The following is a 22,506-nucleotide window of genomic DNA, read 5'->3' as shown; positions in this document are numbered from 1 at the left end:
CGTTGGTAGGCATGAACGCGGACCTTCTCTGTGGATCACTGGCCGAGCCATCCCGGCTGCGCACGTACTCCGCCGTCGTTCTCGGCGCCCGCACCCCCGGCGAGATCGCCGACGCCACCGGACTCCACGCCGGGGTGGTCGGCAAGGCGGCGCAGCGGCTGATCAGGGCCGGCCTGCTGACGGCCTCCGCCGAAGGGCTGACCGCGGTCGAAGACGTGTTCAAGGACGCAGTGCGTTCCGGCCGGCCGGAACGCGAGCCACTCGACCCGGACCCGTCCCGCGACGCCGTACTCCGCGCCTTCATCCGCGACGGCCGGCTGACCGGCTTCCCGACCTTCCCGGCGAAAACCCGCATCGTGCTCGAGTACCTGGTCAACTCCTTCGAGCCCGGTCGCGACTACCCGGAGGCAGAGGTGAACGCCATCCTCAACACCTGGCACGAAGACCACGCCGCCCTCCGCCGCGACCTGGTCGACTTCCAGCTCCTGACCCGCACCGACGGCATCTACACCCGCACTTAGACGTCGCGTGTTCGGAGCAGGAGTCCGCCGGCGGCGAGTGCGGCGGCGGACCACCCGGCGGTGACTCCGAGCGTGGCGCTCGTCGGTGCGAGCTGTTGGAGCAGTTGTTGCCACTGCGGGTTGGCGATTGTCTGCCCGAGGATCGGCGGCAGGTAGAGCAGTCCGAGGATGGCTCCGATGCTGGTCGCGGAGTCCCGCACGATCACTGCGATGCCCAGGCTGAGCAAAGCGATCAGGATCAGGTAGAGGACCGGCCCGGCGGTCGCGTGTCCCACGGTCAGCTCCGCCTGGCCGGGCATGATCAGCCGGCCGGCCAGCAGAGAGCCAAGGACGGCGATGGTGCCGGCCAAGGCCACGACGGCGGTGAGAGTCCCGGCCTTGGCCGCGAAGACCGTGAGCCGACGCGGGACCGCCATCAGGCTGGTGCGGATCATGCCCGTGCCGTACTCACCGCTGATGACCAGCACAGCCAAGATGACGACCAATGCCTGACCAAGCTCGACACCAAGGCGGCTGACCTTGGTCAGGTCGCCACCGCAACCGGCGGACTCGCAGGCCATCAGTGAGGCCGCGCCTGCGGCCATCGCCACTGTCGTCGCGATCATGCCGAGCAGTAGCCACAGCGGACTGGCCACGGTCCGCAGCTTGGTCCATTCCGCGTGCAGTGCGCGCCTCATGCGTCTCGCCTTTGGAGCAGGACGGTTGCAACCGCCAGGGCTGCTATTGCGTAGCCGGCCAGCACGGCGAGTCCAGCCAACGGCGCCAGTGGGTAGTAGTCGTTGTAGGGCGTGTAGGGGTTTGCGACCTGTGGGTACTGCACGAGCGTTTGCTGTACGGCGAAGGCAGCAGCCGGCGTGACCCGGGTCAGCCAGTTCGCGGCGCCGGCGGGCATGAACGGGTTGGCGACCAACAGGTACGGCAGCACGATGGCCGCGATGACGGTGGTGACGGCGCCTGCGCTGGTTCGGAAGATGGCGCCGACGGAGAGGGCGAGGATCGAGGCTGCGGCGAGCAGGGCCGCAGTACCGAGGGCTACTCGTAGTTCGGTCGAGGTGTGCACAGGGAAGATATAGACGCCGTTCGCGCGGGCCAGCCGCGCGCCAAGTGGGATTGCGACGAGCGCTCCCGCCAGCCCGGCGACGAAGGTGATGGCACTCAACACGATCGCCTTGGCCAGCAGGACCCGCGGCCGTCGTGGGCCGGCGGTCAGGGTGACGTGGATCAGCTTGTTCCGGTACTCCGTGGTGATGAACAGCGCAGCCACGACGACGACCGCGATCAGCGCGGCGAAGGTCCCGGTGAGGAGGTTGGCGAGCGTCCCGGCGGTCGGCAGGGAATAGCGGGCGGCGGGCGCAATGTCGCCGGCGCCGGTGATCGTGAAGGTGCCGCCGGATTCGGTGAACGATCCCGCCGTGGGAGGTGGGTATCCGGCGAAGGTGGGCGATCCGGCTCCTACCTGATCGCCGGTCCAGTGGCGGTCTGTTCCCTGGAGGTCGGTGAAGGTGGCCGTTGACACGCTGGCCGTCGTACCGCGGCCTTCGACGGCCTGGGGAGATGCGACGAACAGCCCGGCTAGTGGGGTTGGGCCGAGGTCCACGTGCACGGTGCCGACCTTGGTCCAGTTGATTCCGTCGGCGGAGGCGTAGCCGGTGATCGCGTCACCTGAGCGCTCGAGTTGCAGCCACTTCGCCGCGGTCGGGCCAGGTCGATCTGCGAGGTAGTTGGTCTGCATCCGTACGCCGTGGCTGCCGGTCACCATGATCGCGGCGTACGGCGATCCCTCGCGCAGGCTCTGCTTGACGATCAGCCCGGCCTTCGCCCAGGGCACGACGGTGGGTCCCTGCGGAACACTGCTCTTGAGTGCCGCTACCGCGACAGTGATGCTGCCGTCACTGGTCAGTGGCTGGTGGACGAAGTAGAAGCTGTCGGTCACTGGTTGGCCCCCCGGTCCAATCGGCACGGCCGGGGCGCCTCGCTGGTCGCTACTGATTCCGGCGAGCAGCGCGACGAGCACCACCATCAGCGCCGCGGCCGCCATACCGACCAGCCAGCCCCGGACGGTGCGGAACTTGGTCCACTCCGCATGCAGCAACTCGAGAAACCCAGCTCGGCCGTTGCCTTGGGACCTGTACGGCGTCACGCTGCGGGTCACCGCGCTTCCTCCTTGCGCGCCGTGGCGCGGAACTCGACCGCGTCGCGGGTCAGCTCCAGGTAGGCGGCCTCCAGGGTGGCTCGATGCGCCGACACCTCGAAGAACGGGATCGCGCTCTCGGTGAGCAACTGCACCATGCGTTCGGCCGGGAGGCCGGAAACAGTCAGGGAATCCGGGCCTGCGGCAACGACCTTGGCGCCGGCCCGCGTGAGCACCCTGATCGCCTCCGGGCAGGCCGTGGTTCGCAGGGACACCCGGTCGCGGGACGCCGCCGCCAGCAGGTCGGCCACGCCGGTGTCGGCGATGGCCTTGCCGCGTCCGGCCACGATCAGGTGATCGGCGGTGTCCTGCACCTCGCTCATCAGGTGGCTGGACACCAGGACGGCTCGCCCCTCGGCGGCCAGCGACCGCAGGAAGCCACGCAGCCAGATGATGCCGTCGGGGTCCATGCCGTTGAACGGCTCGTCGAGCATGATGATCGGCGGGTCGCCAAGGAGGGCCGCGGCGATCCCGAGTCGCTGCCGCATGCCGAGCGAATAGCCGCCGGCCTTGCGCCTGGCGGCCGAAGTCAGGCCGGCCTGTTCGATCACCTGGTCCACGCGGCGCGCAGGCAAGCCCTGCGAATGCGCCAACCAGAGCAGGTGGTTGCGAGCGGTCCGACTGGGATGCAGTGCGGCTGCGTCGAGTAGTGAGCCGACGTGACTCAGCGGACGCCGCAGGCGGTGGTACGGCTTGCCGTCGATTAGGGCAGTGCCGTCGTCGACCGCATCCAGACCGAGGATTACCCGCATCGTGGTGGACTTCCCGGCGCCGTTCGGCCCGAGGAATCCGGTCACCAGGCCCGGGCGAACAGTGAAGGTCATGCCGTCGAGGGCTTGGGTCGTCCCGTAGCGCTTGCGCAACCCGGCGACGACGATTGCTGTGCCGCTCATCTGGGCAGGTAGTTGGTCGAAGGTCTCATCTGGCTAGTTCTAGACAGCGGCCGGTCGCAGCTCCGTCGCGGTGACTGCGACCTGGTTGCAACCGGGCGCCTGGCATCGTGGCGTAGGTGAGACGTCGAACGGGTGGACCGCGATGAGAGTTCTGGTGGTCGAGGACTTCGAAGTACTGGCTCGGTCGATCGCGACCGGGCTGAGGCGTGAGGGCATGGCCGTCGACGTCGTACTGGATGGCGACGCTGCCGTTGATCGGCTGGCTTCCACCCGGTACGACGTGGTGGTTCTCGATCGCGATCTGCCTGGCGTCAGCGGCGACGACATCTGCCGGGAGCTTGCGCACGGACGCGCCGAGACCCGGGTGTTGATGCTGACCGCGGCCGGCACGATCGAGGACCGGGTCGACGGGCTGAGTCTCGGCGCCGACGACTATCTGGCCAAGCCGTTCGCCTTCGCCGAACTGGTCGCCCGGGTCCGCGCCTTGGCGCGCCGCGCCGCCCCGCCGCTTCCACCGACCCTCACCTGCGGCGACATCGTCCTGGATCCGGCTCGCCGGACCGCCTTCCGCGCCGGCCGGCGGCTCGAGCTGAGTCCCAAGGAGTTCGCACTGCTCGAATGCCTGCTCGCTGCGCCAGGGCTGGTCCTGTCCGCCGAGGAACTGCTCGAACGAGCCTGGGACGAAGCCGCCGATCCTTTCAGCTCCGCGGTGAAACACACCATGCACCGGCTCCGGGCCAAACTCGGCGCCCCACCCGTCATCGAAACCATCCGCGAAGGCGGCTACCGAATCGGACCGGCATGACCGACCCGACCGGCCGATCCCGGCAGCCCCTCGCCGTCACCAGCCAGGAGCCAGGTGCTACGCAGCGGCCGCGGCGCTCTCTGCAGGCCCGGCTCACGCTTTTCTATGCCACCGGCATCTATCTCGCCGGGCTCGGGATTCTTGCCCTCGTGACCATCCCGCTCACCGGCCTGCAGAAGACCACGGCCGCCGGCAGCGCCACTCCAGGCGTGGTCACCGGAGCCGGGCGAGGGATCGACCCGCAGCAGCTCGTGATCGGCGCCGCCTTCGCCCTGGTTCTGCTCATCCCGATCGCCTGGGCAGCGGGCTGGTACGTCGCCGGCCGCTTCCTCAGGCCGCTGCGAGCCGTCACCGCTACCGCCAAAGCGATCTCGGCCGGCAATCTCGATCAGCGGCTCGACCTCGGCGAACCCACCGATGAGCTGACCGAACTCGGCTCCATCCTCGACGATCTGTTCGCCCGCCTCGAAGCCTCTTTCACCGCGCAACGGCACTTCGTCGCCAACGCCTCGCACGAGCTCCGCACGCCACTCGCCGGACTGCGGACCCTGCTGGAAGTCACCCTCGCCGATCCGGACGCCGATGCGGCCACCCTGCGCTCGGTCTGCCAAGAAGCACTCGCACTGGGCGAGCACCAGGAGCGTCTTGTGCAGGCATTGCTCACCCTCGCCACCAGCGAACGGGGCGTCACGAACTGGGACGCTGTCGACCTCACCGCCATCGTTGGCGAGGTAGTTGACTCGCACCGCGACCAGGCGCGACGGAAAGGCATCGACCTCACCGAGCACCTCGCGCCCGCGGTGACGGCCGGCGACCCGCGACTGATCGGAAGCCTCGTCACCAACCTGATCGACAACGCCATCCGCCACAACAACTCAGGCGATCGCGTAGAGATCACCACGCAGACCGTCGGTCCCCAGGTCGTCCTCGCGGTCGTCAACAGCGGGCCGGTCATCCCCGATGACCACCTCCAGCGACTCTTCCAGCCCTTCCAACGCCTGGCGCCCGACCGCAGCGGCCGCCGCGACAGCTACGGTCTCGGACTCGCCATCGTCAAGGCCGTTGCCGAAGCGCACCGCGCCACTCTCACCACCACCGCCCGTGCCGAAGGTGGCTTGGCCATCACGGTGCGATTCATGCGCCCCGACCTGGCCCCACCTAGGTCCGGCTGATGCCGGCGGCTGTCTTCAGTTGTGCGAGGTCAGGGAGGCCTGAGATCAAGCCGTGGATCTGGCGGGTGGCGTAATCGCGGTGGGCCTCGGAGTGGGTGGGGTCCATCGCGAGGCTGGCCTGGCCGTGGAGGAAGTTGAGGGTGATCGCGAGGCCGGTGGCGAACGAGGCCGGGCCGGTGATCTCGGCTGGTCCGCCCGCCGCGTGATAGGCGGTCACGATGCGCCGGAGGTTGGCTGGGTTGTGCAGGTGCCACATCAGCAGCGCACCGAGTTCGCGCTCGGGTGAGAGTGGACCAACGTTGTCCCAGTCAACCAACCAGTTGCCCCCAGCAACGTTGCGCGCGGGCCGCAGTACATTGGTGTTCTTGAGGTCGCGGTGGCACCAGACCTGGTCGCCGACCGGTTCCGCGTTGACGAGCGCGGTCAGCTCGGCCAGCTGTGGTTGGGCCTGTTGAAGGTCGTCGGCCCAGTCGACGCCGGCCTGCTGCGCCTTGTCTGCCAGCTCGTCCCAGTCGACGTCGACCCAGTGGTAGAACGGCACCGGCTCGAGCTCGCCACGGGACCAGTCGAGGGTGTGAATGACCGCCATCTGCTGAGCGAGCCACGTGGTGATCTCGACGTCCGAGTGGTCCGGCACCTCACCGTCAGCCCACTCGTACATCCGCCACCACACACCTTCATGCAGTACGACGTACTCGCCGCTGACATTCGTCAACGGCTCAGGACTCCGCACCCCGGCCACCGCACATGCGGTCCGGAACGCGACTTCCCGCCGTACCGACGCGACGTCACCTTCGAACCAGAACAACTCCTTGGCAGCAAAGACCCCCGACGCGGTCTCCAACCGCCAGACAGCCCCCATCGCTCCCCGCATGGCCTCCCGCATCCCACACGGTTCCCCCACCCGGAACAACTCCGCCAGCCCCGTCGCGTCCGCCCTCAGCATCAGCTCAGCCTAGACGGCCGAAGCATCTCCGCGCGCTGCAAATACGCCCGGCCGAAACCAGCCCTCCGAGGTCAGGTGAGGCGACGGGCCGGCGTGTCTTGGCGGGGCTTTTCGTTGGGAGCGATGCGGATGCTGGTGTCCAGGACGGTGGCGCCCTGGGCTGCGACCAGGACGGAGCGGAGGTCGCAGCGGACTACCTCCTCCAGTTCCAGGGTCAGGCGGGACACTCGATGGAGCAGGTCCTCGATGGCGGGGATGTCGACCGGGTCGGAGCCGCGATAGCCGTACAGGAGTGGAGCCGCTCGGACTTCCCGGACCATCTCGGCCGCGTCGACCGTGGTGAGCGGGGGCATGCGGTAGGCGCGGTCGCCGAGCAGGTCGGTGGCTACGCCTGAGAGGCCGAAGGAGACAACCGGGCCGAAGGCAACGTCCTCCAGGGCCGAGATGACCACCGGTACGCCGGGCGGTGCCATCTTCTGGACGACGAACTGGGCCCGGCCCGGATCCGACGCGACGCCGAAGGTCCGGGTCATCTCCGCCCATGCCTCGCGCATGTCGTCCTCGTCGTGGATGTGGCGCCAGATGTCGGCGAGGTCCGGCCGCATCCGCCACTGCTCGGCGGTCGCCTTCAGGATCACCTCGAAGCCGAGCTCCTCGGCGCGCGCGACCGCCTCGTCCGCCGACAGCACCGGGAACGCGGGCAGCACGGTGATGTCGTAGAAGCTCAGCAACCGCTGCCGGTCGGCGTCGTCGAGGTCGGCGCCGTTCGGGTGGCGCTGCAGGAACTCCGCGACGAAGTCCTCGGCGCCGGTGGTGTCGACCCCGGGCAGGTCGGGGATGCTGCTGTCCGCGCGACGCCGCCACTCGGCGTACATGGTGGCCTTGGCGAGCGCGCCGACGGCGTACTGCGGGGAGGAGAACGACGGGATCGAGCCGCGGGCCGCGCCGCCGTGCTCGTCGGGGACGCGGAGCTGCTCGGGGACGCTGCGCGAGGCGAGGAAGGTGGAGACGACCGGCTTGTCGGACTCGGCGGCCGCGGCCGCGAGCACCTGGGCGACCTCGGCGCCGTTGGACTGGACCGGCGGCGTGAAGATCACCACGACCGAGTCCACCCGGTCGTCGGCGAACACCTCGCCCAGCGCGGCACCGAAGTCGGCCGCGGTCGCCTCGGCGTTCAGCGTGCGCGGCTCCCCCGCCACGTCGAGCCCGCAACCGGCCATCGTGTCGAGGGCCAGCAGGGTCAGCGCGTCGGAGTTGCTCACGATCGCGACCCGCCGGCCCTTCGGCAACGGCTGGTGCGCGACCAGCTGCGCGACGTCGAACAACTCACCGGGAGTGTCGACGCCGATCAGCCCGCTCTGCCGGAACAGCGAGTCAATGGTTGCTGAAGGCAACGTACTGCGACGGACCGTGTGGCCGAGCGGGACACCTTGGGTGGCGCGACCGGACTTCAGCGCGATCACCGGCTTGCGACCGGCCAGCCGGCGCGCGACCCGGCTGAACTTGCGCGGATTGCCGAGCGACTCCAGGTAGAGCAGGACGACCTCGGTGGCCTCGTCGGAGTACCAGTACTGCATCAGGTCGTTGCCGGAGACATCGGCCCGGTTGCCGGCCGAGACGAAGCTCGACAGGCCGAGCCCGCGCCCGACCATGTCGGCCAGGATCGACACACCGAGCGCGCCGGACTGGCAGAAGAAGGCGACCCGCCCCCGGCTGGGCATCAGCGGCGAGAGCGTCGCGTTGAGGCTGACCCCGGACGCGGTGTTGATCACGCCCAGCGCGTTCGGGCCGATCACGCGCATCCCGTACGACCGGGCCAGCCCGACCAGGTACCGCTGGCGTTTGCGTCCCTCGTCACCGATCTCGGCGAAGCCGCTCGACACCACCACCAGGCCACGCACGCCCTTGGCCGCGCAGTCCAGGATGACGTCCGCAACCATCTCGGCCCGCACGGCAACGACGGCCAGATCGACCGGCCCGTCGACGTCCCGGATCGTCGGGTACGCCGGTACGCCGGCGATCTCGTCGGCCTGGGTGTCGGTGTTGACGGCGTACAGCCGGCCCGGGAAGCCACCGTCGCGCAGGTTACGCAGCAACGCGTTGCCGATCGTGCCTTCACGCCGGCTGGCGCCGATCACCGCCACTCCCGCCGGAGTGAGCAGCCGCGCGATCGACAGCGCCTCCGAGCGTTGCTCGCGCGCCTGCATCACCCCGAACGAGGTGTCGGTCGGCGCGATGTCGAACTCGACCATGATCACGCCGTCCTCGAACTCCCGGGCGACCTTGTAGCCGGCCTCGGTGAACACGGTGATCATCTTGCGGTTGTCCGGCAGCACCTCGGCGACGAACCGGGCGATACCGTGCTCGCGGGCCGCCTGGGCCAGGTGCTCCAGCAACAGTTGTCCCAGGCCCCGGCCCTGGTGGGCGTCCTCGATCAGGAAGGCCACCTCGGCCGTCCGCCGGCCGGTCCGCTCGTACCGGCCGACGCCGATCATCGCGTCCCCGACCGTGACGATCAGCGCGAGCCGGTCGACATAGTCCACCTGGGTGAAACGCGCCACATCGCGGTCGGACAGCCGCGGGTACGGCGCGAAGAACCGGTAGTACTTCGACTGCTCCGAGACCCGTGCGTAGAAGGCCACCAGCAGGTCCGCGTCACCCGGCGTGATCGGCCGCAGATGCGCTGTCGCCCCGTCCCGCAGGACGACGTCCGCCTCGTACTCCGCCGGATAGCCTTCCGGGTGGTCCGGGACATACTGGGCCGGCCGCTGAGGTTGCTCCGGCGCTGTCACGCGGCCAGCGTACTCACTCACCGGACTTCGGAGGGCGGCAATTCCATGTGGTGGCTGAGTGCGCTCGGCGGTCTCGCCGCGCTCGCACCCGGTGTGCTCGGTCCGTCGCAGGCGCTGGCCGTGCTCGAGCGGATCGCTCCGGTCCTGGTCTTCCTGGTCGCGGTGACCGTGATCGCCGGCCTGGCCGACGCCGCGAAGGTCTTCGAGGTCGCCGCCCGGGAGGCGGCGCATCTCGGGCGTGGCCGCACCTGGCGGCTGTGGCTCCTGGTAGTCGCACTGGCCACGGGTCTGACCATCGTGCTGTCCCTGGACACCTGCGCAGTACTGCTCACGCCGGTCGTGCTCGCGATGGCGCGCCAGCTCGACATCCCGCCGAAGCTGTTCGCCTTCACCACGGTGTGGCTGGCCGGCACCGCGTCGCTGCTGCTGCCAGTGTCCAATCTCACCAACCTGCTCGCGCTGCACCAGTTCGACCGGCTCGGTCTCGGGCTGCGCGACTATCTCGGTCTCAGCTGGCGACCGGCCGTCGCCGCGATCGTGATCACCGTGGCTGTCCTGGCCGTTCTCTTCCGTCGCGACCTGCGCCGGACGTACGTCGTACCGGCGACTCCTGAGCTCGACGACAAGGTGCTCTTCTGGGGCTCGGCGGCCGTCTGTCTCGCGCTCGGGCCTGCCTTCGTCACCGGCATCGACGTGGCTTGGCCGGCGAGTGCGGGCGCCCTGGTGCTCATCGTCCTCTTCGCCGTACGCCGACGCCGCGAGCTGACCTGGTCGCTGCTCCCCTGGCGGCTGGTTGTCACGGTCGTCGGACTGTTCCTCGTCGTCGGCGCCTTCACGGCTCACGGCCTGGAAGGCGTCCTGAGCCAGGTCGCCGGCACCAGCCCAGAAGGTCTCGCGGCACAACTGCGCCTGACCAGTACGGCGGCGCTGGGCGCGAACGCCGTCGACAACCTCCCCGCCTACCTCGCGATGGAACCCGTGGCCGCGGCAGACGCCACCCGGATGATGCTGCTCCTGATCGGCGTGAACTGCGGCTGCCTGCTCACCCTCTGGGGCTCCCTCGCCACCCTCCTGTGGCGAGACCGCTGCCGAGCCGCCGGCATCCACATCTCCTGGTGGTCCTTCCTCTGGCGCGGCCTCATCCTCACCCCACTCGTCCTGACCGGCGCGGTCCTGGCCGTCAACCTCGGCTGACAACCAGCCGCCCGGAGGGGTGGGTCGACAGGGGTGGTGGGGCTGGGGAAGAGTTCGGGGCATGAGCGAGGAACAGAGCACCTCGGAGAACACCCGGTCGTTTCGTGAGGCGCGGGACTTCCTGGTTGCCCATCGCGAGGACTACGAGACCGCCTACCGCGACTTCGCCTGGCCGGTCTTCGATCGGTTCAACTGGGCCAGGGACTGGTTCGACGCGCTGGCCGTCGAGCAGGCGGAGGTGGCCGCGCTGACCATCGTCGAGGAGGACGGTGAGGTCAACTCGCTGACCTATGCGGAGATGGCCGAGCGCTCCCGCCAGGTGGCCGGGTGGCTCACCGAGGCTGGTCTCCAGCCCGGCGACCGGGTGCTGATCGTGCTCGGCAACACCGTCCCGCTCTGGGAGGTGATGCTCGCCTGCATCCGGGCCGGCGCGGTGATGATCCCCGCCACCACCCTGTTGACCGATGCCGACCTGGCGGACCGCATCGTGCGCGGCGGAGTACGGGCTGTCGTCACCAGCAGCGGTGATGCTGCTCGGTATGAAGGGATCGCCGATCACTGCCTCCGGGTCAGCATCGGTGGAGCTGTGGACAACTGGCTCGACTACGACAAGTCCCGCGAGTACGACGGGCCGGTGCCGGAGGTCGACACGTCGGCCGCCGACTCCCTGCTGCTCTACTTCACCTCCGGTACGACGAGTCAGCCGAAGCTCGTCGAGCACACACAGGTCAGCTACCCGGTCGGCCACCTCTCGACGATGTACTGGATCGGCCTGCAGCCCGGCGACGTGCACCTCAACGTCTCCTCGCCCGGCTGGGCCAAACACTCCTGGAGCAACGTCTTCGCGCCCTGGAACGCCGGCGCGACCGTCTTCCTCCACAACTACCAGCGGTTCGACGCCGAGAAGATGCTGCAGGTCCTGCAGACCTACGGGGTGACGACGTTCTGCGCGCCGCCGACGGTCTGGCGGATGCTGATCCAGGCCGACCTGTCCGCGGTCACGGTGGCGATCCGCGAGTGCATCTCGGCCGGCGAACCGCTCAACCCCGAGGTGATCGAGCAGGTCCGCAATGCCTGGGGTGTCACCATCCGCGACGGCTACGGCCAGACCGAGACGACCGCGCAGATCGGCAACCCGCCCGGCCAGCCGGTGAAGCCGGGCTCGATGGGCCGGCCGCTGCCGGGGTACTCGATCGCACTGGTCGATCCCGGCACGGACGAGGTCGGCGACGACGGCGAGATCTGCATCGAGCTCGCTCCCCCGCCGGTTCCGCTGATGCGCGGTTACCGCGATGCCAAGGAGCTCACGGACGAGGCGATGCGTGGCGGTTACTACCACACCGGCGACGTCGCCAGCCGCGACGAGGAGGGCTACATCACCTATGTCGGCCGCTCCGACGACGTGTTCAAGGCCAGCGACTACCGGATCTCGCCGTTCGAGCTCGAGTCGGTCCTGATCGAGCACCCGGCCGTCGCCGAGGCGGCCGTGGTGCCGTCGCCCGATCCGGTCCGGCTCGCCGTACCGAAGGCGTACGTCGTACTGGCGGCCGGGCGGGAGCCGTCGCGGGAGCTGGCGGCGGAGATCCTGCAGTTCTGCCGCGAGCATCTCGCGCCGTACAAACGGATCCGGCGGATCGAGTTCGCCGAGTTGCCGAAGACCATCTCGGGCAAGATCCGGCGGGTCGAGCTGCGCTCGGACGAGGCCGCCAAGGTCGACTCCGGTGAGCGCGGCGAGTACTCCTTCGACGAGGCCGACTTCAGTCCCGAATAGCCGGAATCGGGGGCGCGGCGTGCTGGAATGGGCGGATGTCGCTCGACACCGGTCTTGGGTTCGCCGCGCTGATCGTCCTGCCGCTGCTGATCGCGATCGGGGTGGCCGGCTCCCGGTACGCCGGTCTGCGGCACGACAAGGGGATCGTCACCGCGGCACTGCGCGCGGTCGTGCAGCTGGCCGCGGTCGGGCTGGTGGTCGGGTTCGCGCTGCAGCACACGCTCGGGGCGATCGCGTTCGTCCTGCTGATGTTCGGCGTCGCGACCTTCACCAGCACCAGGCGGTTGCACCAGACCGCGGTGGTCCGCCGTCAGTGGATGTACTGCGGCGCCGCGATCGGGGCCGGTGCACTGAGCGTCCTGCTGCTGCTCATCCTGCCCGGCGTGGTGCCGCGGAACCCGGCCACGATCCTGCCGATGGGCGGCATCATCGTCGGCGGCGCGATGACCGCCACCACGCTGGCCGGCCGGCGGGTGCTGAGCGAGTACGGCGGCCGGTTCGGCGAGTTCGAGGCCGGCCTGTCGATCGGCCTGCTCCCCCGCGACGCCTTCAAACTCGTCGTCGGCCCGGTCGCCGGTGACGCCCTGCTCCCAGCACTCGATCAGACCCGCACGGTGGGCCTGGTGTCCCTACCCGGCGCCTTCGTCGGCATGGTCCTAGGCGGCGCCTCCCCCGCAGCCGCCGCAGCCCTTCAGCTAGTCGTACTGGTCGGCCTGATAGCCGCCGAAACCATCGCCATCCTCACCATCACCGAACTACTGTCCCGCGCGCCACTACCCGACGGGCGTACCGTTTCCCCATGAGCTGTATTGGATGCCGCGCTCCGCGCGGCGGGTCATGGGGCTGTAACTCCTGGCCTTCCCTCGTCACTCCAGTCGCTTCGCTCCTTCCGCTCCTCAGTCCAGGCCAGGAGGCCCCATGACCGACGACAACACCATCTTCAGCAAGATCGACGCCTTGGTCGCGGAGGAGCACGAGTTGCGGGCCAAGCATGCGGCCGGGAGCGTTGCCGACGACGACGAGCGCGCCCGCCTGCGCGCACTCGAGGTCGAGCTGGACCAGTGCTGGGACCTGCTCCGCCAGCGCCGCGCCAAGCGCGAGTTCGGCGAGGACCCGGACGCCGCCGAGCCCCGCTCCGCCGACACGGTCGAGGGCTACCTCAACTAGAAGCCGCGGAGTTTGTCCGGGGTGACGCGGATCAGGACCGAGTAGTCGGCGTGGAACTGCTCCGTCGTCATCCCCAGACCGGCGATGGGGTCGCCGTACTTCGCGTTGTACGCCGCCAGCGCCTCGCCGCTGATCGGGTTCGGGTCGATCACCGCGGTGCCGGAGATCACGCCGACGTCTCCCCCCGTGTGGGTGGCGTTGAAGTTCAGGGAGACCTGCGGACGGGCGGCGATGTTGCGCAGCTTGGCCTTGTCCGGCTGGCTGCTGATCAGGATCTCGCCGTCGTGCCAGAGGAACCACACGGGCGTCGGTACCGGCGTACCGGACTTGGCGACCGTGGTCAGCCAGAGCACCAGTTCGTCGTCCAGTTGCCGCGCGATCCGCTTGCCGAAGGCCGTGGAGGTGTCGAGGTCGATCATCAGAGCCTCTCGTGGTGGTGGTCAGCTACGTCAAGCAGCAACCGACCCCACCACTCGGTGATTCCCTATCCGCGCAAATACGTGAGCACGGCCGAGACGCGGCGGTCGCGGCCGTCGTCGAGCTGGAGCTTGGCAAAGATGTTGCCGACGTGCTTGCGGACCGCCGCCTCGCTGACCACCAACTGCTCCGCGATCGACGAGTTCACCCGGCCCTCGGCCATCAGCGCCAGTACTTCGAGTTCGCGCGGAGTCAGAGCCGCCAGCGGCCCGTCGTCGCGGCGGCGAGCCAGCAGCTGGCGAACCACCTCGGGGTCGACGACCGTGCCACCGTGGGCGACTCGGTCGAGCGACTCGAGGAACTCGGCCACATGGCCGACCCGGTCCTTCAGCAGGTAGCCGATCCCACCGGTCGTTGTCTCCAGCAACGATGACAGGTACGCGTCGGCGACGTACTGGGACAGCACCAGGATGCCGATCTCCGGCAGCTCGGCGCGGATGGCCGCGGCCGCGCGCAGTCCTTCGTCGCTGTGGCCCGGAGGCATCCGGACGTCGGTGATCACGACATCCGGCGGCTCCTTGCGGACGACGGCCAGCAGGGTGTCCGCGTCGCCGACGGCGTCCCTGACCTCGTGGCCGGCCCGGTCCAGAATGCTGGCCAGCCCTTCGCGCAACAGCAGTGAGTCTTCAGCCAGGACGATGCTCAGTCGTCGAGCCGGCACGGGCACTCCATCCTCAGTCGGGTCGGCCCACCGGGTGGGCTGGACAGGTCGAGTGTGCCTCCCAAGGCGTCCAGCCGGGTCACCAGCCCGGCCAAACCGGTCCCCGTCGTGCTCTCCAGCGTCGCGCCACCGACCCCGTCGTCGGTGACCGTGACGACCAGCCGGTCGCCGGACACCCAGCCCTCCACCGCGCAGTGCGTCGCCTGGGCGTGCTTGGCGACATTGCCCAGCGCCTCGCTGACGACGAAGTACGCCGCCGCCTCGATCGGCGTGGCGAACCGCTGCGGCAGCGCCATCCGCACGCTCACCGGCAGTGGGCTCCGATCGGCGACCTCCCGTACTGCGGCCTCCAGCCCATGATCGATCAGCACCCGCGGATGGATGCCGCGCACCGCTTCGCGAAGATCCGCCAGTGCGGCCTCGGCCTCACCATGCGCCTTCACCACCAGCCGCTTCCCCTCCCCCTCGGGCAGATCCAGCTCGGCCAGGCCCAGCGTCATCGTGAGCCCGACGAGCCGCTGCTGGACTCCGTCGTGCAGATGCCGCTCGATCCGCGCCCGCTCGGTCTCGAAGGCGTCGACCAGATCGAGCCGCGACCGGCGCAGTTCGGCGACGTTCCTGCGCAGCTCCTCCTCACGCGGTCCCAGCAAAGCCTTGGCGAGTTCGGCCTCCGCTCCGGCGAGCGCACCGAGGATGTACGAGGTGACGACGTACCAGGGCGGCGCGAAGGCGACCAGGAAGATCACTCCTTCGAGCGTCGTGTTCAGGATCCACGGCCCCATCCCGACTTCGTCGACCGACGCGACGAAAGGGGTGGCCAGGGTGACGCCCAGCACCGCCGCGCTCAGACCTGCGAAGACCGTACTCAACGGCCAGACGAAAACCCCGAGCAGTACTCCGTAGCCGAGTGCGCGGATCGAGGCCCGCTCCCGGCGGCGGAAAGTGAGCCGCGCCCGGCGGCTGTAGCCCGGGAGGATCGCCGCGTGCGGGCTGGGTACGCCCGCCGGGATCATCAACCGGACGCGCCACCGCTCGACGACTCCGATCGCGACTCCGATCAGCGGGAACGCCGCCATCAGCAGGATGCCGACCAGGATCGGGCTGAGCACCGCGCACAGCGCCGCGGCGCCGACGAGGAGGGTGATCGTCAGCAGGCCGACCGGAACCGAGCTGAGTAGGTAGGCATAGCTGCGCCAGGGCCACGACGACACGAGGTAGCGCCGCGACCTGAGGGCGGCCCAGGCCGTGTCAGGTCTCTCCACTCGCTCAACCCTAGGTCCGCGACCGGCCCCTAGTCGGTAGCGTGCGCGCTACCGCAGGTCTAGCCCCAGGACCAGGGTTCGGACCGGCCGTTCACGGTTGGCTGGGAACCATGACCAGTACCGCGCCGATGCGCCCCCTCGCCGGACCAGGTGAACCGCCCGCTCTCCTGCTGGACGGGATCACCAAGACCTACCGCTCCAAGGCCGGAGCGGTGGAGGCGCTGCGAGGCGTCAACTACCACTTCGTCCGTGGCTCGTTCACCGCTGTCATGGGTCCGTCCGGCTCCGGCAAGTCCACGCTGCTGCAGTGTGCGGCCGGACTCGACCAACCGACCTCCGGCCACGTGATGCTCGGCGGGACCAGCCTGCACGGACTCGGCGAGGTGGCGCTCACCAAGCTGCGCCGCGAGCAGATGGGGTTCGTCTTCCAGGCCTACAACCTGCTGCCTTCACTCACCGTCTACGACAACGTCGCGCTGCCGCTGCGACTGACCGGCCGCCGCCCGCGCCGCGGCGACGTGCTCCAGGTCCTCGACCAGGTCGGCCTCGAAGGCAAGGCCCGGCGGCGCCCGGCCGAGCTGTCCGGCGGTCAGCAGCAGCGGGTCGCGATCGCGCGGGCCCTGATCACCCGGCCGGCCGTCTTCTTCGCCGACGAGCCGACCGGCGCGCTCGACAGCAGCACCAGCCGGCAGGTCCTGAGCTTGTTGCGGGAGGCAACCGATCGGGCAGGTCAGACGGTCGTGATGGTCACCCACGACCCGGTCGCGGCGGCGTACGCCGAACGGGTGCTGTTCCTGTCCGACGGTCTGGTGGCCGGCTCCCTCGACCACGGCAACCCGGCCCAGATCGCCGCTGCCATGAGCGATCTGGAACGCTGATGCTCTTCCTCAGCCGGCAAACCGTCCGCCGCCACCTCTCCCTGTACGCCGGTTCGTTCGTCGCGCTCGCCGTCGGCGTCTTCCTGCTCGGCCTGGCCGCGACCGCGACGGCCGCCACCATCGCCTATCGCGGACCCGCGGCCGACAGCATCGTGGTCAAGCTGCCGAACGCCGATCCGCCGACCACCGCCCGGGTGCTGCTCTCGGGTGAGGACGCGTCCGGTCTGCAGGTCGTGCTCAGCATGGTCGGCGTGATCAGCGGGTTCATCACGATCTTCGTGATCGCCAGCACGTTCGCCTTCGCCGTGGCGTCCCGGCGTCGCGAGGTCGGGTTGCTCCGGCTGATCGGCGCCACTCCGCGGCAGGTCAAGCGGATGGTGCTGGGCGAGGCGCTGTTCGTGGCGATCGTGGCGTCCGTGGCGGGCGCAGTACTGGCTCAGTTGACTACTCCGCTGGTGCTGGCCAAGGCGTCGTACACGGAATTGGCGCCGGTCAAGCTCGAGCCTGCGAGTCCGTGGGTGCCGTTGGCGATTGCGGTAGGGGCAGGTCTGGTCGTCGCGATGCTGGGTGCCCGGTCGGCTGCGCGCCGCGCCGGACGGGTCGGCGCCGTGGACGCACTGCGCGAGGCCTCGCTCGAACCGCCGCAGATCGGGCCGGTACGAATCACCTTCGGAGTGCTCGTGCTGGCGGGAGCGATCGTGTTGCTGGCCCTGATCCGGCCGGGCACGGGTGAGGCGGTCATGCCGCTGGCCATGTTCACGCCGATGCTGCTGGTGGTCGCCTTGACGCTGCTCGCGCCCATCGTCGTACCGCTGATCGGGCGGCTGTGGGCCTTGCCCCTGGTGACGTGGACGCGGGTTTCCGGGCGCCTTGCCCGCAGCAACGTGATCGCCGCACCGCGCCGGAGCGCATCGCTGGCCGCGCCCATGCTCGGCATCTCGGCCATTGCGGGGTCGATGGTGCTGACCCTCAGCTTCGCGGCCGACGCGTCCGTCGCCACCATCCGCGACACCCTCCGCGTACCCATCGTGGTGACCGCGCCGGAGAACTCCCCGCAACTGTCCGAACGCATCCTCGGCACGCCGGGCGTCGCGGTCGCCGACGGCGCGATCCCGGTCGGCCTGATCCGCACCGACCGCGACACCGCCGACCTCGAGGAAGCCGAAGGCATCGACCCGGCGGTGGCCACCCAGACCCGGGCGATCACCGCGTTGAAGGGCGACCTCGGCAAGCTGACCGGCAAGACTGTTGCCATCAGCAAGGAAGCCGCCGGGTTCGGGAACTACCGGGTCGGCGACAAGATCAGCGTCACCTTCACCGACCGCAGCTCCGACCAGCTCGAGGTGGTCGCCGTCCTGAAGGACGCCGCCGAGATCAACCCGTCGTTCTTCGTACCGGCCGAGCTCGCCCGGCAGCACGCGCCGGGAGCGGGCCCCACCCGATGGTTCATCCAGCCCGCGGAAGGTGTCGACCCGACCGCACTGACCCGAGCGCTCGACGAACGGCTGGCCGGCACCGGCGCGGACGCAGTACCGGCTGCTGAGTGGCAGCAGGCTGAGGGAGAAGGTCTGCGGAAGGGCAATCAGCTGGGGTTGATCCTGCTGCTGGGTCCGGCCGCGTTGTACAGCGCAATCGCCATCGCGAACACTCTGTTGATGGGGAGCCTGCAGCGCCGGCACGAGTTCGTCACCTCACGACTGCTCGGCGCGACTCCGGCCCAGATCCGCCGGATGGTCCTGTGGGAATCGTCCCTGGTCAGCGCGGTCGCGCTGAGCCTGGGAACCGTGATCACCATCACGGTCGGGCTACTGATCCGGCACGCGATGTCGGTCGGCCTGACCGACGTACCGGTGACCGTGCCGTGGGGCACGCTGCTGTCGATCGGAGCGGTCTGCGTGGTGCTGGCGATCGGGGCGGCGCTGCTGCCGACCGCGGTCATCCTGCGCGACTCCCAGCCGTCGGCGGCGCTTCAGCCCTGACCGGGCCGCCCTTAGCGGACGGACGGTTAGAAGCTGGTCTAACCGAGGGACGAAGAGCCGCCGGCCGAGCCACGATCGTCACGCCGGTCCAGGCGGACCGGCGTGACGGAAAGGGGTATCCATGAGGAAGCGCAGCATCATCCTCGGCAGCCTGCTGGCCGGCGGGCTGCTGGCTGTGCCGGTGGCCGCCGCGGCCGACGGCTCGGTCCGGATCACCGGCGGCGAGACGGACTCGGTCCGGATCACCGACACCGGCACCGACTCGGTGCGCATCACTGCCGACGGCACCGACTCGGTGCGCATCACCGGCGACGAGACCGGCTCGGTCCGGATCACCGGCACCGACAACCGGGAGTTCTGACGGCGAACCGGGACTTCTGACCGCCGATCGGGACAACTGACCGACGACAGGGAGTGGTGACGATGGCAAACCGCGAGTTCTGACCCCGACGTTCCGCCCCGCGACCAGCGGGGCGGAACCCCCGGTACGGCGTACGCTGGGCGGTCAAATCGGGAGGACACCCGGGTCGGTGCTGGGTTCGGGTGCCCCCTGCAGTGACAATGGGCCCAGCCGCCACGCAGCTCGACGGAGTTGCAGTCACCGAGGAGCACGCAGAACCGCATGGCACGCCGTACCAGCAGCACCGCCGAACCCGAGGACTACGAGGAGCACATCCTCGATGTCGACGTCTCCGACGAGATGCGCACCAGCTTCCTGGAGTACGCCTACTCGGTGATCTACTCCCGGGCCCTGCCCGACGCGCGGGACGGCCTCAAACCCGTGCAGCGCCGGATCCTGTTCTCGATGGCGGAGAACAACATCCGGCCCGACCGCGGCCATGTGAAGAGCGCCCGCGTCGTCGGTGAAGTGATGGGTAAGTACCACCCGCACGGCGACGGCGCGATCTACGACGCGCTGGTCCGGACCGCGCAGCCCTGGTCGATGCGGCTGCCGCTGATCGACGGCCACGGAAACTTCGGCTCGCTGGACGACGGCCCCGCCGCGATGCGGTACACCGAGTGCCGGATGGCGCCGTCCGCGGTCGCGATGACGAACGGCCTGGACGAGAACGTCGTCGACTTCAAGCCGAACTACGACGGCCGCGAGGAAGAGCCGTCGGTGCTGCCGGCCGCCTTCCCGAACCTGCTGGTCAACGGCGCCGCCGGGATCGCGGTCGGGATGGCGACCAACATGGCGCCGCACAACCTGGTCGAGGTGATCCAGGCGCTACGGCACCTGATCAAGACGCCGGGCGCCGACATCGACGACCTGATGCGGTTCATCCCCGGCCCGGACCTGCCGACCGGCGGCAAGATCGTCGGCCTGGAAGGCATCAAGGACGCCTACCTGACCGGGCGCGGTGGCTTCAAGATGCGCGCCACCGCCCGGATCGAGAACGTCACCCCACGGCGCAAGGGCATCGTGGTCACCGAGCTGCCCTACACGGTCGGCCCGGAGAAGGTGATCGAGAAGATCAAGACGCTGGTCCAGGCCAAGAAGCTGCAGGGCATCGCCGACGTCAAGGACCTCACCGACCGGGCGCACGGCACCCAGCTGGTGATCGAGGTCAAGAACGGCTTCGTCCCCGAGGCGCTGCTCGAGCAGCTCTACAAGATGACGCCGCTGGAGGACTCGTTCTCCATCAACGCGGTCTGCCTGGTCGACGGCCAGCCGCGCACCCTCGGCCTGAAGGAACTGCTCGAGGTCTACCTCGGCCACCGGTACGACGTGACCCGGCGGCGCAGCGAGTTCCGCCGGAAGAAGGCGCTCGACCGGCTGCACATCGTCGACGGTCTGCTGGTCGCGATCCTGGACATCGACGAGGTGATCCAGATCATCCGGTCCAGCGACGACGCGGCCGCGGCCCGGACCCGGTTGATGGACATCTACGACCTGACCGAGGTCCAGACCAACTACATCCTGGACATGCCGCTGCGCCGGCTGACCAAGTTCTCCAAGCTGGAGCTGGAGACCGAGAAGGCCGAGCTCGAGCGCGAGATCGAGAAGCTGACCGCGATCCTCGAGGACGAGTCGCTGCTCAAGAAGATCGTCTCCGACGAGCTCAACGAGGTCGCCAAGACCTACGGCACGCCCCGGCGTACGGTCCTGCTGGAGTCGTCCGGCGCGACCAAGACCGCCGCCGTACCGCTCGAGGTCACCGACGACCCGTGCTGGGTGCTGATGAGCTCGACCGGCCTGCTCGCCCGCACCAACGGTGTCGAGCCGTTCGGGCAAGGCGACGGACGGGCCAAGCACGACGCGATCGTGTCGGCGATCAAGAGCACCGCCCGCGGTCACTACGGCCTGGTCACCAGCGCCGGCCGGCTGATCCGGCTGGAGTCGCTCGACCTGCCCGCCGTACCGACGACCGCCAACGCGCCGAACCTGCAAGGCGGCGCACCGGTCGCGGAGTTCATCTCCCTCGAACCGGGCGAGAAGGCGATGGCCCTCACCACGATGGATCCCGACTCCGTGGGCCTGGCCCTCGGTACGGCGACCGGCGTCGTCAAGCGGGTCACCCCGGATCACCTCAGCAACCGCGACTCGTGGGAGGTCATCCGGCTCAACGACGGCGACGAGGTGGTCGGCGCGGTCGAGTTGACCACCGGTGAAGAGGAGCTCTGCTTCATCACCAGCGACGCGCAACTGCTGCACTACAGCGCGTCAGTGGTCCGCCCACAGGGCCGTACCGCGGGCGGTATGGCGGGCGTCCGGTTGTCGGCCGGGGCCAAGGTGACGTACTTCGGCGCTGTCGATCCGGGCAAGGAGTCGCACGTCGTGACGATCTCCGGCTCGACGTCGGCACTGCCCGGCACCGAGGTCGGCGCGGTCAAGGTGACGCCCTTCAGTGAGTACCCGGGCAAGGGCCGCGCGACCGGCGGTGTCCGCTGCCACCGGCTGCTCAAGGGCGAGGACGGGCTGCTGCTCGCCTTCGTCGGACCCGCCCCGATCAAGGCCAGCGCCAACAGTGGCGCCCCGGTCGACCTTCCCCCGCTGGACCCCCGCCGCGACGGTTCCGGCGTACCGGTGGCACAGCCGATCGCGGCCTGTGCCGCAGACCTGGCAGGCTGAGGGTATGAAGAGACTGCTCGCGCTTTCCGCGGCACTGCTGCTGGCCGGCTCCCTGGTCAGTTGCAGCGACAAGAAGACCGATGATGCCGACGGCAAGAAGGGTGACGACCCGGTCGCCCTGCTGACCGAGGTCAAGAAGACGATCGACGAAGCCGCCAGCATCCACCTGGTGATCACCGGACGGGACCTGCCCGACACCGGCCAGGTGCTCGCCAGCGGCGACGGCATCGCCACCCACGCCCCGGCGTTCAAGGGCAAGCTGACGGTCCGCTCCTCCGGCGCGCCGATCGATGCCGAGGTGGTTGCGGTCGGCAGCAAGGTCTACGCGAAGCTGCCGTTCACGCCGAGCTACATCGAGCTGCCGCCGTCACAGCTGGCCGGTCTGGGCGCGCCCGACCCGGCGGTGCTGCTCGACCCGAACAAGGGGCTCACGTCGGTCCTGCCGACGCTCAAGGACCCGCAGATCAAGGGCGAGACCCGCGAAGGCGCGAAGGTCCTGACCGAGGTCACCGGCGCCGTCCAGGGCAAGACGCTGCAGGGCATCTTCCCGAAGGCGCCGGCCGACCAGGACTTCCCGAGCACCTTCAAGATCGACAAGGACACCAAGCAGTTGGTGTCGGCAACGATCACCGGCCCGTACTACGACGGCGCCACCAGCAGCTACGACGTAACCCTCGACAAGTACGGCGAACAGGTAGAGATCACCAAGCCGTGAGCAGTCCCA

20 protein-coding genes are annotated in these 22,506 nt (G+C 69.3%); 12 read left to right on the top strand and 8 right to left on the bottom strand.

The window, feature by feature from the left end; all coding sequences use genetic code 11:
* Positions 1 to 11: 11 nt before the first annotated feature.
* Entirely contained in the window at positions 12 to 521 is a 510-nt protein-coding gene (locus tag ACQPYM_RS20710) for a DUF2087 domain-containing protein (RefSeq protein WP_433023116.1), read from the top strand.
* Here ACQPYM_RS20710 and ACQPYM_RS20705 read toward each other — a convergent pair.
* The 3 genes from ACQPYM_RS20705 to ACQPYM_RS20695 are packed head-to-tail and all read right to left on the bottom strand — an operon-like array spanning position 518 to position 3,605.
* On the bottom strand, positions 518 to 1,198 hold the full coding sequence (locus ACQPYM_RS20705; RefSeq protein ID WP_433023114.1) for an ABC transporter permease: 681 nt from the start codon (positions 1,196 to 1,198) through the stop codon (positions 518 to 520). The genes ACQPYM_RS20710 and ACQPYM_RS20705 overlap by 4 nt on opposite strands.
* Positions 1,195 to 2,673 (bottom strand): ABC transporter permease subunit, encoded by a 1,479-nt coding sequence (locus ACQPYM_RS20700; protein WP_433023112.1) that lies wholly within the window; start codon positions 2,671 to 2,673, stop codon positions 1,195 to 1,197. The genes ACQPYM_RS20705 and ACQPYM_RS20700 overlap by 4 nt, the downstream gene beginning before the upstream one ends.
* Positions 2,670 to 3,605, bottom strand: a complete 936-nt coding sequence (locus ACQPYM_RS20695) for an ATP-binding cassette domain-containing protein (protein WP_433023110.1) — start codon at positions 3,603 to 3,605, stop codon at positions 2,670 to 2,672. The genes ACQPYM_RS20700 and ACQPYM_RS20695 overlap by 4 nt, the downstream gene beginning before the upstream one ends.
* Before the next feature lie 142 nt (positions 3,606 to 3,747).
* Between ACQPYM_RS20695 and ACQPYM_RS20690 the strand changes: the two genes are divergently transcribed.
* A complete protein-coding gene (locus ACQPYM_RS20690) occupies positions 3,748 to 4,410 on the top strand; it encodes a response regulator transcription factor (RefSeq protein WP_433023108.1) in 663 nt (220 codons plus the stop codon).
* On the top strand, positions 4,407 to 5,582 hold the full coding sequence (locus ACQPYM_RS20685) for a sensor histidine kinase (protein WP_433023106.1): 1,176 nt from the start codon (positions 4,407 to 4,409) through the stop codon (positions 5,580 to 5,582). The genes ACQPYM_RS20690 and ACQPYM_RS20685 overlap by 4 nt, the downstream gene beginning before the upstream one ends.
* Here ACQPYM_RS20685 and ACQPYM_RS20680 read toward each other — a convergent pair.
* Together ACQPYM_RS20680 and ACQPYM_RS20675 are read right to left on the bottom strand one after the other, a co-directional pair.
* A complete protein-coding gene (locus tag ACQPYM_RS20680; RefSeq protein ID WP_433023104.1) occupies positions 5,569 to 6,528 on the bottom strand; it encodes a phosphotransferase enzyme family protein in 960 nt (319 codons plus the stop codon). The genes ACQPYM_RS20685 and ACQPYM_RS20680 overlap by 14 nt on opposite strands.
* A gap of 71 nt (positions 6,529 to 6,599) precedes the next feature.
* On the bottom strand, positions 6,600 to 9,320 hold the full coding sequence (locus tag ACQPYM_RS20675; RefSeq protein ID WP_433023102.1) for a GNAT family N-acetyltransferase: 2,721 nt from the start codon (positions 9,318 to 9,320) through the stop codon (positions 6,600 to 6,602).
* 45 nt (positions 9,321 to 9,365) lie between these two features.
* Here ACQPYM_RS20675 and ACQPYM_RS20670 point away from each other — a divergent pair, with 45 nt between their 5' ends.
* The 4 genes from ACQPYM_RS20670 to ACQPYM_RS20655 all read left to right on the top strand — a co-directional run bounded on the left by ACQPYM_RS20670 (position 9,366) and on the right by ACQPYM_RS20655 (position 13,452).
* Positions 9,366 to 10,514: an SLC13 family permease gene (locus ACQPYM_RS20670; RefSeq protein WP_433023100.1), complete on the top strand. Its 1,149-nt coding sequence runs from the start codon at positions 9,366 to 9,368 to the stop codon at positions 10,512 to 10,514.
* Positions 10,515 to 10,575: 61 nt separating this feature from the next.
* Positions 10,576 to 12,285 (top strand): AMP-binding protein, encoded by a 1,710-nt coding sequence (locus ACQPYM_RS20665; protein ID WP_433023098.1) that lies wholly within the window; start codon positions 10,576 to 10,578, stop codon positions 12,283 to 12,285.
* A 35-nt stretch (positions 12,286 to 12,320) separates the two neighbouring features.
* Positions 12,321 to 13,088, top strand: coding sequence for an ABC transporter permease (locus tag ACQPYM_RS20660; RefSeq protein WP_433023096.1), 768 nt, complete (start codon positions 12,321 to 12,323; stop codon positions 13,086 to 13,088).
* A 115-nt stretch (positions 13,089 to 13,203) separates the two neighbouring features.
* On the top strand, positions 13,204 to 13,452 hold the full coding sequence (locus tag ACQPYM_RS20655) for a DUF2630 family protein (protein WP_433023090.1): 249 nt from the start codon (positions 13,204 to 13,206) through the stop codon (positions 13,450 to 13,452).
* On the opposite strand, the gene ACQPYM_RS20650 is transcribed toward ACQPYM_RS20655, so the two are convergent.
* The 3 genes from ACQPYM_RS20650 to ACQPYM_RS20640 form a co-directional block, all read right to left on the bottom strand.
* Positions 13,449 to 13,871 (bottom strand): TIGR03667 family PPOX class F420-dependent oxidoreductase, encoded by a 423-nt coding sequence (locus ACQPYM_RS20650; RefSeq protein ID WP_433023088.1) that lies wholly within the window; start codon positions 13,869 to 13,871, stop codon positions 13,449 to 13,451. The two genes, ACQPYM_RS20655 and ACQPYM_RS20650, sit on opposite strands and share 4 nt — an antisense overlap.
* 65 nt (positions 13,872 to 13,936) lie before the next feature.
* Positions 13,937 to 14,590 carry a LuxR C-terminal-related transcriptional regulator gene (locus tag ACQPYM_RS20645; protein WP_433023086.1) on the bottom strand — a complete coding sequence of 218 codons (654 nt, stop codon included), beginning with the start codon at positions 14,588 to 14,590 and terminating at the stop codon, positions 13,937 to 13,939.
* Complete coding sequence (locus ACQPYM_RS20640) at positions 14,572 to 15,852, bottom strand: sensor histidine kinase (protein ID WP_433023084.1); 1,281 nt, start codon at positions 15,850 to 15,852, stop codon at positions 14,572 to 14,574. The genes ACQPYM_RS20645 and ACQPYM_RS20640 overlap by 19 nt, the downstream gene beginning before the upstream one ends.
* Positions 15,853 to 15,962: 110 nt before the next feature.
* Between ACQPYM_RS20640 and ACQPYM_RS20635 the strand changes: the two genes are divergently transcribed.
* The 5 genes from ACQPYM_RS20635 to ACQPYM_RS20615 all read left to right on the top strand — a co-directional run bounded on the left by ACQPYM_RS20635 (position 15,963) and on the right by ACQPYM_RS20615 (position 22,497).
* On the top strand, positions 15,963 to 16,730 hold the full coding sequence (locus ACQPYM_RS20635) for an ABC transporter ATP-binding protein (protein WP_433023082.1): 768 nt from the start codon (positions 15,963 to 15,965) through the stop codon (positions 16,728 to 16,730).
* Positions 16,730 to 18,709: an FtsX-like permease family protein gene (locus ACQPYM_RS20630; protein WP_433023080.1), complete on the top strand. Its 1,980-nt coding sequence runs from the start codon at positions 16,730 to 16,732 to the stop codon at positions 18,707 to 18,709. The genes ACQPYM_RS20635 and ACQPYM_RS20630 overlap by 1 nt, the downstream gene beginning before the upstream one ends.
* Positions 18,710 to 18,830: 121 nt before the next feature.
* Complete coding sequence (locus ACQPYM_RS20625; protein ID WP_433023078.1) at positions 18,831 to 19,070, top strand: hypothetical protein; 240 nt, start codon at positions 18,831 to 18,833, stop codon at positions 19,068 to 19,070.
* Positions 19,071 to 19,331: 261 nt separating this feature from the next.
* The gene (locus ACQPYM_RS20620; RefSeq protein WP_433023076.1) at positions 19,332 to 21,782 is read left to right on the top strand and encodes a DNA gyrase/topoisomerase IV subunit A; all 2,451 of its coding nucleotides are present in this window, start codon (positions 19,332 to 19,334) and stop codon (positions 21,780 to 21,782) included.
* A 4-nt stretch (positions 21,783 to 21,786) separates the two neighbouring features.
* A complete protein-coding gene (locus tag ACQPYM_RS20615) occupies positions 21,787 to 22,497 on the top strand; it encodes an LppX_LprAFG lipoprotein (RefSeq protein WP_433023074.1) in 711 nt (236 codons plus the stop codon).
* The last annotated feature ends 9 nt before the right edge of the window (positions 22,498 to 22,506 follow it).

It is taken from the genome of Kribbella sp. CA-294648 (assembly GCF_050943845.1).
Lineage (GTDB): Bacteria > Actinomycetota > Actinomycetes > Propionibacteriales > Kribbellaceae > Kribbella.
The sequence above is the reverse complement of the archived record's forward strand: the minus strand, read 5'-3'. Positions and strand labels throughout refer to the sequence as shown.